Source organism: Acrocarpospora macrocephala, from assembly GCF_009687865.1.
In the GTDB taxonomy this organism is placed as follows: domain Bacteria; phylum Actinomycetota; class Actinomycetes; order Streptosporangiales; family Streptosporangiaceae; genus Acrocarpospora; species Acrocarpospora macrocephala.
Window position 1 is genome coordinate 56368 of sequence record NZ_BLAE01000060.1, and the last position, 13269, is coordinate 69636.

13 protein-coding genes are annotated in these 13269 nt (G+C 71.7%); 2 read left to right on the forward strand and 11 right to left on the reverse strand.

What is annotated here, in order from left to right; genetic code table 11:
• Positions 1 to 3: 3 nt before the first annotated feature.
• The 8 genes from Amac_RS40215 to Amac_RS40250 all read right to left on the reverse strand — a co-directional run bounded on the left by Amac_RS40215 (position 4) and on the right by Amac_RS40250 (position 8899).
• Complete coding sequence (locus Amac_RS40215) at positions 4 to 906, reverse strand: U32 family peptidase (protein ID WP_155359680.1); 903 nt, start codon at positions 904 to 906, stop codon at positions 4 to 6.
• The gene (locus Amac_RS40220; protein WP_218041583.1) at positions 903 to 3002 is read right to left on the reverse strand and encodes a hydantoinase/oxoprolinase family protein; all 2100 of its coding nucleotides are present in this window, start codon (positions 3000 to 3002) and stop codon (positions 903 to 905) included. The genes Amac_RS40215 and Amac_RS40220 overlap by 4 nt, the downstream gene beginning before the upstream one ends.
• A 68-nt stretch (positions 3003 to 3070) precedes the next feature.
• On the reverse strand, positions 3071 to 4117 hold the full coding sequence (locus Amac_RS55580; protein ID WP_155359681.1) for a hypothetical protein: 1047 nt from the start codon (positions 4115 to 4117) through the stop codon (positions 3071 to 3073).
• The gene (locus tag Amac_RS40230) at positions 4114 to 4974 is read right to left on the reverse strand and encodes a hypothetical protein (RefSeq protein ID WP_155359682.1); all 861 of its coding nucleotides are present in this window, start codon (positions 4972 to 4974) and stop codon (positions 4114 to 4116) included. The genes Amac_RS55580 and Amac_RS40230 overlap by 4 nt, the downstream gene beginning before the upstream one ends.
• The gene (locus tag Amac_RS40235; RefSeq protein WP_246269019.1) at positions 4967 to 6307 is read right to left on the reverse strand and encodes a winged helix-turn-helix domain-containing protein; all 1341 of its coding nucleotides are present in this window, start codon (positions 6305 to 6307) and stop codon (positions 4967 to 4969) included. Before Amac_RS40235 ends, Amac_RS40230 begins: the two co-directional genes overlap by 8 nt.
• A gap of 6 nt (positions 6308 to 6313) precedes the next feature.
• Positions 6314 to 7105 carry an amino acid ABC transporter ATP-binding protein gene (locus Amac_RS40240; protein ID WP_155359684.1) on the reverse strand — a complete coding sequence of 264 codons (792 nt, stop codon included), beginning with the start codon at positions 7103 to 7105 and terminating at the stop codon, positions 6314 to 6316.
• Positions 7084 to 7920, reverse strand: a complete 837-nt coding sequence (locus Amac_RS40245) for an amino acid ABC transporter permease (protein ID WP_170322908.1) — start codon at positions 7918 to 7920, stop codon at positions 7084 to 7086. The genes Amac_RS40240 and Amac_RS40245 overlap by 22 nt, the downstream gene beginning before the upstream one ends.
• Positions 7921 to 8029: 109 nt before the next feature.
• Positions 8030 to 8899 (reverse strand): ABC transporter substrate-binding protein, encoded by an 870-nt coding sequence (locus Amac_RS40250; RefSeq protein WP_170322909.1) that lies wholly within the window; start codon positions 8897 to 8899, stop codon positions 8030 to 8032.
• A gap of 196 nt (positions 8900 to 9095) precedes the next feature.
• Here Amac_RS40250 and Amac_RS40255 point away from each other — a divergent pair, with 196 nt between their 5' ends.
• Positions 9096 to 10205, forward strand: coding sequence for a pyridoxal phosphate-dependent aminotransferase (locus tag Amac_RS40255; RefSeq protein ID WP_155359687.1), 1110 nt, complete (start codon positions 9096 to 9098; stop codon positions 10203 to 10205).
• A 72-nt stretch (positions 10206 to 10277) separates the two neighbouring features.
• Here the strand turns inward: Amac_RS40255 and Amac_RS40260 are convergent, their stop codons facing one another.
• Genes Amac_RS40260 through Amac_RS40270 form a run of 3 tightly spaced genes read right to left on the reverse strand, consistent with a single transcriptional unit; the run spans position 10278 to position 12591 of the window.
• Entirely contained in the window at positions 10278 to 10535 is a 258-nt protein-coding gene (locus tag Amac_RS40260; protein ID WP_155359688.1) for a hypothetical protein, read from the reverse strand.
• A 10-nt stretch (positions 10536 to 10545) separates the two neighbouring features.
• On the reverse strand, positions 10546 to 10896 hold the full coding sequence (locus tag Amac_RS40265; RefSeq protein ID WP_155359689.1) for an MmcQ/YjbR family DNA-binding protein: 351 nt from the start codon (positions 10894 to 10896) through the stop codon (positions 10546 to 10548).
• Between the two features lie 30 nt (positions 10897 to 10926).
• Positions 10927 to 12591: a protein kinase domain-containing protein gene (locus Amac_RS40270; protein WP_155359690.1), complete on the reverse strand. Its 1665-nt coding sequence runs from the start codon at positions 12589 to 12591 to the stop codon at positions 10927 to 10929.
• A 239-nt stretch (positions 12592 to 12830) separates the two neighbouring features.
• Between Amac_RS40270 and Amac_RS40275 the strand changes: the two genes are divergently transcribed.
• Complete coding sequence (locus Amac_RS40275; RefSeq protein ID WP_155359691.1) at positions 12831 to 13190, forward strand: peptidase inhibitor family I36 protein; 360 nt, start codon at positions 12831 to 12833, stop codon at positions 13188 to 13190.
• Positions 13191 to 13269 lie beyond the last annotated feature (79 nt).

A 13269-nucleotide genomic window follows, 5' to 3' on the forward strand; every position in this document is an offset into this window, starting at 1 on the left:
CTCCTAGAGCTCTCTGGTGTCGGACGGGGTGGCCTCAGGGAACAGCCGGGCGAGGAGCTGCGCGTCCAGGGCGAGTTGCCGGGCGATCCGGCCGACCGCCTCCTCGCTGGGGGCCTCGTCGGCGAAGTCCTGGGCGGCGTTGCCCGACTTCAGATAGACGGGCGCGGCCACCCGCACCATCTCCGGCACGTCGTAGCCGCGGACGAAGCCGCCGGTGGCGCGCGGGTTGTCGGTGTGCAGGTCCAGCGCGGCCGGGGTGGCCTGCCGGACCGCGGCGATCATGCGGAGGTCCAGGTCACGCTGAAGGTTGACGGAGTCGGCGCCGAGGCCGGCCAGGAGCCTGGCGTGCAGCGGGTTGCCCGCGCCCATGTTGGAGGACGCCTTCAGCCGTACGGTGTCGGGCAGCAGCCCGTCGGCCCGCATCCGGTCGAGCAGCCAGAGCACGCCCTCGTCGAAGACCAGGAAGCCGCGGACCCCGAGCTCGGCGGCGTGCAGCGCGTCGTCGGCGGCGCGCACCACCTGCTCCATGCCGCGCAGCCGGTAGGCGCTGGCCGCGGCCACCTCCCCGGCGGCGAGCCGCTGACCGCCGATGTCGAACATGCCGCGCGGCCCGATCGCGACCCTCAGCTGTGCGTCGTGCTCGGCGCACGCCGCCACCAGGTCGGCCAGCTCGGCGTCGAGCAGCCGCATGGTGCCGACCGTGTTGGTCACCTGGTGGAGCCTGATCCCGTACGGCCGCAACCGCCCGGCCAGCGCGCGCACGGTCGGGCCGAGCAGGGCACCGGCGACCTCCCACTTGTACCAGCCGCCGTCGGCGAACCTTCCCGTGCTGGTCGGCGGGGTGTCCGGATCCCGGCCGGGCAGCCCGGCCGCGGCCAGGTAGCCGCGGATCTCGTCGAGCATCATGCCGTCGCCCCGCTCCGCTCGGTCCCGCTCCGCTCGGTCACGGCCCGGCCGGATGATCCTGCGACGGCGATGTGCAGGTTGCCGTGCTCGTCGATCTCGGCCAGGTCGCCGGGGCCGACCACGGCGGTGCTCTCCGGCATCTGGAACACCGCGGGCCCGACCACCCGGGTGCCGGGCGGCTCCTCAAGCAGGCGCAGCACCGGCGCATCGACCAGGCCGGTCTCGGGGAACCACACCCGCCTGGTCCGGCCCGCGGCCCCGCCCGAGGCCGCCGGCGGCACCGTGCGCACCAGCTCGGGCCGGTCGAAACGGCCGTAGGCGCGGATCCGCCAGGTCACCACCTCGGCGTCGCCGTGCTCGGCCGGCACGCCGTAGATCCGGCTGTACTCGGCGGCGAACCTGGCCGCGTACTCCGCCGGGCCGTCCCCCGGCTCGATCCGCACGTCGATCTCGAACCCCTGGCCGGCGAAGCGCATGTCCGCGGCGTGCTCGAACCGGACGGCGGGTTCTGCCAGCTCCGCCTCCGCCTGCCGGCGCAGGTCGGCGAAGACCTGCTCGACCGCGTCGGCGGGCCAGGCCGACAGCCGGGTGAGCTGGGTGCGGGACACCTCGACCAGCGGGGGCGCCACCAGCAGTCCCGTCGCCGACAGCACTCCCGCCGCGCTGGGCACCACCACCCGGCGCATGCCGAGGATGCGGGCGACCCTGGCGGCGTGCACGGGGGCGGCGCCGCCGAAGGCCACCATGGTGAAATCCCGGGGGTCGTGGCCGCGCTCGGTGGCGTGCACCCGCATGGCCAGCGCCATGTGCTCGTCCACCACCCGGACCACGCCGGCCGCGGCGGCCAGCGGATCCCCGCCGAACGCCGCGCCGAGGTGCTCGGTCATCGCCCGCCCGGCGGCGCCCACGTCCAGGCGCATCCGGCCGCCGAGGAAGTAGTCCGGGTCCAGGTAGCCGAGCACGGTGTCGGCGTCGGTGACCGTCGGCAGGTCGCCGCCCAGGCCGTACGCGGCGGGGCCTGGGCGGGAACCGGCGCTGTGCGGGCCCACCTTGAGCAGGCCGAGGTCGTCGAGTGCGGCGATGGAGCCGCCGCCGGCGCCGATCTCCAGCATGTCGACCACCGGCATGGTCACCGGCAGGCCGCTGCCGGCTTTGAGCCGGTGCACCCGGCCGACCTCGAAGCCTGACAGCACGCCAGGCTCGCCGTTGGTGATCACGCACACCTTGGCGGTGGTGCCGCCCATGTCGAAGGCGATCAGGTCGGGCACCCCGAGCAGCGTCCCGATGTGCGCGGCGCCGATCGCGCCCGCGGCCGGTCCCGACTCGAGCAGCCGCAGCGGGTGGCGGCGCGCGGTCCCGGTGGTGACGACGCCGCCGTTGGACTGCATCAGCACCAGCGGCACCGCCAGGCCCAGGCGGGTCAGCGCACGTTCGATGTCCTGGAAGTGCTCACCGGCCACCGGGCGGACGTACGCGTTGGCGACCGTGGTGACCGTGCGCTCGTACTCCCTGATGATCGGCGCCAGCTCGGCGGAGAGGGTCACCGGGACGCCCGGCAGCCGCTCGGCGAGCGCGGCGGCGACCGCCTGCTCGTGCGCGCCGTCCACGTACGCGTTGATCAGGCAGACCGCGACCGACTCCACGCCCAGTCCGGCCAGCCGGTCGGCCACCGCCGCGAGGTCCGCCGGGTCGGGGGCGGTCTCGACCGTGCCGTCCGCGCGGAGCCGTTCGGCGACCTCCAGCCGCAACTCGCCGGGAACCAGCGGGTCGGGCCTGGCCAGCCGCTGGTCGTAGAGGTCATAGCGCCACTCCCGGCCGATGTCGAGCACGTCGCGGAAGCCGCGGGTGGTGACCAGCGCGGTCCGGGCTCCGCGCCGTTCGATCAGCGCGTTGGTGACCAGGGTGGTGGCGCCGACCGCGGGCCGGTCGATGTCGGCGGCCGTCGCGCCCGCGGCGGCCAGCACCTCCCCGACGCCCTGCTCGATGGCGCGGGAGAAGTCGTCGTAGGTGGTCAGGCACTTGCCCAGCCAGGCCAGGCCGGTCCGCTCGTCGAGCAGCACCAGGTCGGTGAAGGTGCCTCCGATGTCGAAGCTCACGCGCACGCCTGACCGCCTCCTCCGTGATGCCCGGCCTGGGCGAGTGGGTTGATCATGATCGATTTCCTTTACCTGACGGATGCGTAGATCAGCACGGGCAGGACCAGGCCGAGTTGGCCGCCGAACTGGACCCTGGCCAGCGCGGTCAGCCGCGCCGCCCCGTTCCTGCCTGTCGAGGCGGCGCGGACCGCCGCGGCGTAGCCCAATCCGGCGGCGGCGCCCAGCAGCGCCCCGCCGAGCAGCGCGAGCCAGAGCACGCCGGCGGCCCATCCGGCCGCCAGCCCGCCGGCGCCCACCACCAGCAGCGCCCCGGTCGGCAGCGCGCCCACCGGCCGGGCCGGCAGCCGGCAGGCTGCGGCGCTCAGCAGCACCAGCGCCACGACAGCGCCGGTGATCAGCGGGTCGCCGTCCCGGCCGGCGGCTGCGGCGACCTCCCCCGGAAGCACCGAGGTGAACAGACCGAGCACACCGTTGGCGGCGAATGCCACCACGCAGGCGGCGAGCGGCGTCGTGCCGGGGTCGCGTGCCTGTCTGCCGCCCTCACTGGGACGCGACAATGGCGCCCGATTTCGGCCCACCATCAGCGCGGTAGTCACGAGCAGCGCGATCCCGGCGCCGAAGGCGGCGTTCCTGTTCCCCAGGCTCGCGGCCAGCCCGGCGCAGCACGCGCCGGCTCCCACCCCGCCCAGCAGGCAGGCGGTGGCGATCGACGCTCCGCGCGGGTGCGCCGTCAGCGCCGAGGTGGCCACCGGGGCGACGACGCCGAGCGCGACTCCCGTCCCGATCCGCGCCGTCACCAGCACGGCCAGGTCGGGGGAGACCAGATAGAGCAGCCCTGCGGCGGCGTCGACGACCATCGCCGCGGCCAGCACCCGCCGGGGCGCGGCGCGGGCGATCAGGCCGGCCAGCCGCCCCGTCCCGACCAGGCCCATCACGCCGGCGACCGTCGCGCCGTGCACGCTGAACAGCAGCGCGGTCGGCCAGGCCCCGCCGCCGAGCAGCGCCGCGTAGTCCCGGTAGAAAGGACTGGGGAAGGCGCTGAACGCGGCGGCCACGGCCAGTGCCGCGGCGGGACCGGCCTGGTGGGACCTCTCGACGGCGGGTACGGCGATCACAGCCGTGCCTCCCCGCGGGTAATCCCCAGCAACGCCGCGACCAGCGCCACGTCCGCCACCGCCGAGCCGGCGAGGTCGGCCAGCACCCGGCGGCCCTCCCCGTGACCAGGCCATGCTCCGGGGGTGAAGATCGCCGTCGCGTCGGCGGCCCGGTCGGTCACCACCAGGTCCCGCGCGCCGGTGCGCCAGGTCTGGCTGCCGTCCAGGCTCACCGCGACCCCGCGCTCCGCCAGCGTGCCGAGATCGGCCAGCGCCGTCCGCGCGCCGGTCGCCGACACGGCGAGATCGGCGCCGCGCACCGCCGCCGCCACATCGGTGGTGACCGAGACCGGGCAGCTCTCCGGCAGCATTCCGGGTGCCGCCTCCGCCCGGGCCGCCGAGGCCGCGGACCGTACGGCCACCCGGACCTCGCGCGGCGGCAGCACGGCCGCCAGGTAGCGGAGCGTCCACTGGTTGGTCGGCCCGAAGCCGACCAGGGCCAGCCGGGCGGGCGGCTCCGCGCACAGCGCCTGGGCGGCCGCGGTCGCCGTGGCGGCGGTACGCAGCCAGGTGGCCAGCATCCCTTCGATGAACGCCAGGTTGGCGGCGTCGCCGTACCGGGTGGCCAGGATGGCCGAGGTGGACACCCCCGGGGACCCGGCGCGTCCTGGCCGGTAGGACGCCCACTTGCTGATGGCCAGTTCGAGTGCGGGCACTACGCCGGCCACGGTGAGGAAGAAGCCGCCGTCGCCGGTGGACAGGGTCTGCTTGGGAAGCTGGCTGGCCAGCCCCGCCCCCAGGTCGGCGAGCGCGGCGGCCACCGCCGCGGTGAGCGTCCGCGGCTCGATGCCCGCCGCCGCCACGTCGGCGTCAGTCATCCTCCGCACCGCCGTCACCCCCGCTCCCGTACAGGGCGGCCAGCGCCAGCGAGACCATGCCGGCGACCGCCCGCAGAAAGGCGGTGCGGGCCGGGTCGAACGCCCGGACAGTACGGCTCACGAAGGCCAGGTCCCCCCAGACCCGCCCGCCGACGAAGAGCGGGAAGAGCACACAGGCGTGCAGGTCCTCGGCCGACGACATCCGGGCGGTCACCGGGAAGCGGCCGGCCAGCCTGCTCACGTCCGACAGTTGCACGACCTTGCCGCTCCGATAGGCGTGCGCGCCCATGAACCCCGGTTCCACCGGATGCCCGGCGGCCAGCGACTGCGTCCACCGGGACGACATCCCCGCCGAGGCCACCAGGGTGGAGATGTCCGCGCCCCGGCCGTCCCGCCCCAGCCGGAACACGGTGGCCGCGTCGCAGAAGTTGCGGTCCACGGCCCAGCGCACCACGGCGTCGGCGAGCGCGGTCACGTCCGGCATGGCGAGCAGGTTGTCGACGATCGAATAGAGCGCGTCGTTCTGGGCGTTGAGTGTGGCCACCGTCTCGCGCAGCCGCTCCTCGCTCCGGTCGTCCCCGAACTCGGCCACCGGCGGGAGGAACTGGTAACCCACCCCGCGTACGGAGGCGATCCACCGCGATCCGGACGGGGTGTCGCCCAGCTTGCGGCGCAGCCGCCCGATGTGGATGCGCAGGGTGTTCAGCCCGTCCCCGTGCTTCCACCGCCACACCCCGTGCACGATCTCGTGCGGCGGCACCGTCTGCTGCGACCGGCGCATCAGGTAGACGAGCAGGTCGAACTCGTTCTGGCTGAGCTGGACCGCGTCCTCGCCGAGCACACACCGGCGGGCTCCCAGGTCGACCCGGAGTTCGCCGGCCTGGAGCCAGCGGATCCGCAGCGTCTCGTCGCGGCGCGCTCCCCGGCAGAGCGCGGTCAGCCGGGCGAGCACCTCACGGGGGCCGCAATGCCGGTCGATCAGCAGGTTCGCGCCGGCGCCGAGCAGCGCGAGGACCTGGTCATGGTCGAGCGGCCCCGCCACCACGGCGATCGGGGAGGCGCAGGCCGCGCGCAGCGACTTGGTCGCCCTGAGCAGCCAGCCCGGGTTCGCTCCGGCGATCAGGACCAGCCTGGTCTCCCGTACCGACGCCTGGTGCGCGGCGCGCTGGACGTCCTCGAACGCGCCGACCGCCCACTCCCGTTGCCCCTGGAGGGCCGCCACGGGCGCGAGCGCCGGGCGGTCCGGCTCGCTGCAGAGCACCGTCGGGGAGAGCAAGGCGGCCTCCCTGCGGGTCATGATGCGGGCGGGCCGGCCGTACGCGGGTGAGGTCATCACGATCTACAGCACCTTGGAGAGGAAGGATCGGGTGCGTTCGTGCCGGGGATCGGCCAGAACCTGGCGCGGCGTGCCCTGCTCGAGGATCCGGCCGCCGTCCATGAAGGCCACCCGGGTGGCCACCTCACGGGCGAAACCCATCTCGTGGGTCACCACGATCATGGTCATGCCGCCGGCCGCGAGGTCGCGCATCACGTCGAGGACCTCGCCGACCAGTTCCGGGTCGAGCGCGGAGGTCGGCTCGTCGAAGAGCATCAGCTCGGGGCGCATGGCCAGCCCGCGGGCGATGGCGACCCGCTGCTGCTGCCCGCCGGACAGGCTGCGCGGATAGGCGTTCACCTTGTCGCCCAGCCCGACCCGGTCGAGCAGGGCACGGGCCGCGCGTGTCGCCGGCTCCCGGGGCTGCCGGTTCACCCGGGTGGGAGCCTCGATCACGTTCTCCAGGACGGTGAGATGCGGGAACAGGTTGAAATGCTGGAAGACCATGCCGATCCGGGCCCGCTGCGCGCGGATCCGGCGCTCGTGCAGCTCGTGCAGCCTCCCGCCGCGCTCCTCGTAGCCGATCAGCTCGCCGCCGACGTACACCCGTCCCGCGTTGGGGCGCTCCAGGTGGTTGACGCACCGGAGCAGGGTGGATTTGCCGGACCCCGAGGCGCCGATCAGGCAGAGCACCTCGCCGCGCGCCACCTCCAGGTCGACGCCGTGCAGGACCTGGTGGTCGCCGAAGCGCTTCCGCACGCCGGTCAGCCGGACCAGCGGCTCGTCCCGCGCGGTCACCGGTTCGGGGCCAGCCATCGGCTCCACCTCCCCGCCCGGTAGGGCGCCGCCGAGCCGTGCCGCGCGGCGAAACCGGCCCCGAGCCGCCGCTCCAGCCGATGTTCGAGCCAGGTCAGCAGGGTGACGACGGCCAGATACCAGATGCTGACCACGATCAGCACCGGGATGGTCTCGTAGGTGCGGCCGTAGATGAGCTGTCCGGCGTAGAGCAGTTCGGGCAGCGCGATCACGCTGACCACCGAGGAGTACTTGAGCAGCCCGATCGCCTCGTTGGAGGCCGGGGGGACGATCACCCGCAACGCCTGCGGCAGCACGATCCTGCGGAAACTGTGCGTACGGCTCATGCCGAGCGCCTGAGCCGCCTCGGTCTGGCCGTGGTCGACCGCGGTGATCCCGGACCTGATGATCTCGCAGAGGTAGGCCGCCTCGTTCAGGGCGAGCCCGAGGATGGCGGCCGTCCACGGCGAGATCAGGTCGTTGGTCTCGGCGGCCCAGAACTGCGGGCCGAACGGGATCCCGATGGAGATGACCGGGACCAGGATCGCCAGGTTGTACCAGATGATCAGTTGGACCAGCACGGGCGTGCCGCGGAACAGCCAGACGTAGCCGCCGGCGGTCGCGCGCAGGATCCTGCTGTCCGCCCGGCGCATCAACGCCAGCGCCAGGCCGAGCAGGCAGGCCAGCGCCATCGCCACCGTGGTGAGCAGCAGCGTGGTGCCGAGACCGGCCAGGATCCGGCTGTCGAAAAGGTACTTTCCGACGATGTCCCACTGGTAGTTGGGGTTGGTCAGCACCGAGGAGACCACCTGGGCGGTCACCACGAGGATCACCACGATCCCCACCCAGCGCCATGGCCTGGACCGCGGGACGACGACGTGATCCTGGTCGACAGGTTTGTGGTGTTCGGCTGCCGATATCACCGGTCGTTGAACCATCGGCGGGTTAGAAGGCCGCGGAGTTGATGAGGGGCTCGGTGAGTCCCCGGTCGTCGACTCCCCAGGTCTGGAGGATCCTGCCGTAGGCCCCATCCTTGATGATCGCGGCGAAGGCATCCCTGACCTCCTGGGTCAGCGCGCTGTTCTTGGGGAACGCGGCGGCGAAGTAGCCGTCGGTGGCGTAGCCGCCGGTGGCCTTGAGCCCTTGCTGCTGGGTCATCGCGTACGCGTTGGCGGCCGAGTCGTTCGGAGTGACCTCGATCCGGTCACTGGTCAGCGCCAGCAGCGTCGCGCTCAGATCCTTGTACTCGTTGACGGTGATCTTCGGCTTCCCGCCGGAGACGCACTTCTTGGACGCCTCGTCCAGATACTGCCCCTCCAGCGCCCCGCTGGGGATGCCCACGGTCACCCCGCACAGGTCGTCGAACCCCTGGATGTCCTTGGCGAAGGACGTTTTCATCAGGAAGTTGTTCTTGGAGGTGATGTAGTCGACGAAGTCGACCTGCTTCTCCCGCTCCTTGGTGTCGAACATCCCAGTCAGCGCGAGGTCGTACCGGCCGGAGGTGAGCCCCGGGATGATCGAGTCGAACGCGACGTTCTCGAACGTGATGGTCCGGCCCAGCTTCTCCCCGAGCGCCGCGGCCAGGTCGACGTTGAGCCCTTTCCAGGTCGCGCCGTCGTCGTCGAGGAAGTTGTACGGCACCAGCGACGGATCGGCCGCTGCGACCAGCGTGGCGAGGGCGGACGTGGCTGGGGCGGACGCCGCCGCACCCGCGGAGTCCGAGGACGAAGAACAGGACGTCACGCCGAGGGTCAGGGCCGCCGACACAACGGCGACGATCATCGATTGGCGGGAACGGACACGGGCAGCGGTCATGGGCGGGTCCTCCTGGCTGGTAGGGATTGCTCGCCGGAGAATCGGAGCCATCTCCGCCCTCCGAGAGGCATTCGAGGCCCACCCCGTTTCACCAGAATTGCCGATATGTACCCTTAATGTTTCTTCCGCCCATATCGACATGTTTTAGACATGTTTGGGCCTGTACGGTGTCGGTCGAACCGATTGGGGGAGACCGTTGCCTGACTCGGCAGTGACCAGGATGATGGCCGCCGCACCGCTCGCCGACGAGATCGACCTGAGCGTCGGCCAACCGGACCAGCAGGTGGCCCCGGCGATCCGCCAGGCCGGCATCGCGGCCATCGCCGAAGGCCGGACCGGCTACACGCCCAAGCTCGGCCTGGCCGAACTCCGTACCCTGATGGCCGAGGACATCGCCACCGCGACCGGCCACCGCCCCTCCCCCGAGGACGTGGTCATCACGATCGGCGGCACCGGCGCCGTCGCTGTCGCCATCGCGGCCGTCTGCTCCCCCGGCCGTCCACTGCTGGTTCCCGACCCCGCCTGGCCCAACTACCGGGTGCTGGCCGCGTCCCTCGGAATCCCCGTCCTGACCTACCGCCAGGGCCCAGGCGGCGCCGCCTTCCTAGACCTGGACGAAATCGACCGAGGACTCACCGCGGGCGCCCGCCTGGTCGTCGTCAACTCCCCCGCCAACCCGACCGGCGCCGTCGCCTCCGCCGACCTGCTGGCCACCCTCGTCGACCTGGTCAGATCCCACGGCGCCACCATCCTCAGCGACGAGGCCTACGAGTCCATCGTCTTCGACGGCACCCGTGCCCCCTCACCCCTGACCACCGGCCCCGACCTCACCTTCGCCTGCCGCACCTTCTCCAAAAGCCACGCGATGACCGGCTGGCGGGTAGGCGCCCTGACCTCCCCACCCTCGTACCGCGCCCATGTCGCCGCCCTCCACGGAACAACCGCCGGCTGCGCCCCCGCCATCGCCCAATACGCCGCCATCGCCGCCCTGGACGGCCGCGGCCCCACCCCCACCCACCATTCCGCCTGCTACGCCGAACGCTACGCCCTGGCCCAGCGCGTACTCGGCGACCTGATTCCCGCGCACTCCCCCGGCCGACTCGGCGGCTTCTACGCCTGGGCCGATGCCTCCGCAACCGGCCTGACCGGCCTGCAACTCACCGACCGCCTCCGGCAGCACAAGATCCTCGTCTCCGCGGGCGAGGTCTACTCCGCCACCGCCCCCGGCTGCTTCCGAATCTCGCTCACCCAGCCAGCCGACATCCTGACCTCGGCCCTCCACACCATCCGCCAGGCCATCCCCTGACCAGAACCGCACGGAGCCGATCGCCGGATAACGGCGAGTAACCCGAGACCTGCTTGTTTCTCGGACGGGCTGCTATGCGGTGGCGTCGGGAGGGAAGGTGATGGTGATCCGGCGGCCGTTGGAGTAGCTGGTCACCGGGCGGTGGAGGGCGTCGCTCACGAGGCGGGCGATGTCCTGGAAGCGAGCGCGGCTTTCCGGGGTGTCGGCCGAGATGGAGAAGGTGCCCGAGGTCGTGAGGTGGCGGATCACCTCGCCGGTCATCACCGATCGGAAGCGGGCCTCCTCCTCGTCGGTGAGGGGCGTGGGACGGAAAGGAAGGTCGGGGATCATGGGCCTGATATTAGGGGAGATCATCCAGGCCGGCGGCTTGGAGCAGGTGTTTGGGGGCGGTGAGACGCCAGGCCTCGGTGACCAGTTCGAAGAGCTCTTCGCGGTCGATCTTGGTCAGGTGCACGACCACCCAGCCGAACCGCCCGGCGGTGAACTGGATCTCGAAGATGTCGGGGCGTTCTGCCACCAGGGCCAACTGCTCCTCGATCGTCGACTTGAGGCCCACGGTCTCGGTTCGCTCCCACAGATAGCCGAAGCCCTTGCCGTTGACCTTCAGGGAGATCCACTCGCTGCCGTGGCCCTGCGTGACCTCGGGCAGCTCGTTCAGCATGTCCAGGAACTCGTCGACGCTCACACCCATGGGTCAGAATCTAGAGGTTCCCACTGACATTCAGGAGCTCTCCTGGAGTGCGGTCAGGGAGATCGGGCGGTACTGCTGCCGCCAGACCACCGAGGCCGCCCAGCCCGACCACCAGGCCGCGGCGAGGGCGCCGACCTGGGCCAGGAGGATGGCGGCGGGCAGGCGCAGCAGGGGCGTACCGGAATAGAGTTCGAGCAGGCCCACGGCGAGGCTGACCAGGTAGATGGCCGCTCCGACCAGGGGGGCGACGGCGGCGACCGGGCTGAGACGCCAGGTGAGCATGCTGAGGTAGCCGAGCCACAGGCCGGCGCCGATCATCGCGATCTGGAACGCGCCGGCGGAGGCGAGCAGGATGGTCACGCCGCTGAACGGCAGGAGGGTGCCGGCCACGAGGGTCCAGCGCGGCCAGCCCGCGTCCGGGGTCAGGGATTCCGGCAGGGATGGAGCGATCAGGACGAGCAGGGCCATGAAGGCGGGCGGCAGAACGATCATCCACGGGACCGAGACCGGGAGCGAGAACGCGACGAGCGTGGTGACGACCATGCTCAGCAGCGAGGCGGTGAACCCCGTCTGGGCGCGCGAGTCCTTGAGGCCTAACAGCCCGAAGAAGCGAGATTTCCGGACATGTCGCCCGGAGGTGGTGGGGGTACGGACGACGTCCGGGGCGCCGTAGGTGGCCTCCAGCCAGGCGGCCCAGTAGGCGGTTCCCTCCCGCAGCGCCGCGGAACCCCGATCCCACCAGGTCACGCCATGCGCGCCGCGTTTGCGCGGAATTCCCTCGCCACTCTGTCCTGGAGCAGGGTCCTCGCGACGGATGAACCAGGCGAACTCCCCCGAGCTCCGGACCGCGTCGGGAACTTCCATGATCTCCCGATCCAGGTCGGCGACCGCGATGGTGAGCAGGTCGATGGCCTGGTCGGCCGTGATCCGCGAGGCGCGATCCCGGCGGAGCAGTCCGAGCAGGGCGGGGCGCAGCAGCCAGGTCCGCTGCACCGGCGGTGGCTCCTGGGTCAGCGCGGCCACCGGGTCGCGCCGGTCGTAGGGCGGCTCGCCTTCGACGGCTGCGAACAGCGTCGCCCCCAGCGACCAGAGATCGCTCTCCGCGCCGACTTCCTCGCCTCTGATCCGCTCCGGCGCCATGTACGACAACGAGCCCACGATCGTCCCGCGAGTGGTGATCGTCGGATAGCCCGACGGCGGCGCGATGCCGAAATCCGTCAGGACCACCTCCCCGTCGGGACCGAGGAGGATGTTTGCCGGCCTGATGTCGCCGTGCGCGATTCCCGCCGCGTGCGCGACCCGCAGCGCGTCCAGCACGTGCAGGACGATCCGGGCCGCCTCGCGCTCCGGCAGCGGGCCGAGGCGGGCCAGCCGGTCCTCCAGCGACTCCACGTCGAGCAGTTCCATGACGATCCACAGGCCGTCGGAGTCGTCGACGACGTCGTGGACCCGGATCACGGATGGATGCCGTAATCGCGCTGTCGCCCTGGACCAGCGCCGGATCCGGCGCGCCGCCTGGTCTCGATCAGCCGGCGTGGCGTGCACGGGGACCGGCACCCGCTTGAGCGCCACGTCCCGCGAAAGCACCTCATCGTGGGCCTGCCACACCGAACCCGTGCCACCGCGCCCCAGTTCCCGAACCAATCGGTAACGACTGGCGATGGCGCGGGCGTGCCTCACTCCCGAGTCCGGCATGTCCCGGAAATTACACAGACGACCGCTCCACGTCCAGACTCCACGAGTCAATGGATCGGTGAAGCTTTCATCTGGAGTCCCAGTTGTACGCGATAGACCAGGTCAGGCCGATAACGCAGGTGACACCCTATGCAACGAAATTTCCGGGAAAATGGTCGGTCGCCCGACTATCGCGCATTGTTGACCCCGCCTACGGGGCTCCTGATAGGACGAACACCTATCGACCAACAGGAGACGACATGCCGGGAAAATGGGTCCAAACCGCCCTCGCCGTAGCCGCGGCCACCATCCTGCTCCCCGCCCCCGCGAACGCCGCCACCCCCTGCCCGTTCCCCGGCTCCCTCTGCTTGTACGACGGCCCCTCCTTCACCGGCACCGTCTTCACCGCCAGCGCCCTCAACCCGACCGGCGTATGCGTGGACCTCGCCGCCCACGGCTGGGGCGGCGGCCGAGTCAAATCCGCCGTGAACCGCAACACCAAAACCGCCGTCCTCTACACCTCCACCAACTGCACCCTCAGCGGCCCATTCCAGTACGTATTCCCCAACCAACTGGCGTCCCCAGTAGGCCTAACAGCCAACAGCGCCTACGTGTACTAACCCCTCCGCTAGCACCGAGCGCCATCACGTGAAGATCGGACGACTGGTACCGCTACCCCGGCACCAATCGATCACCGTG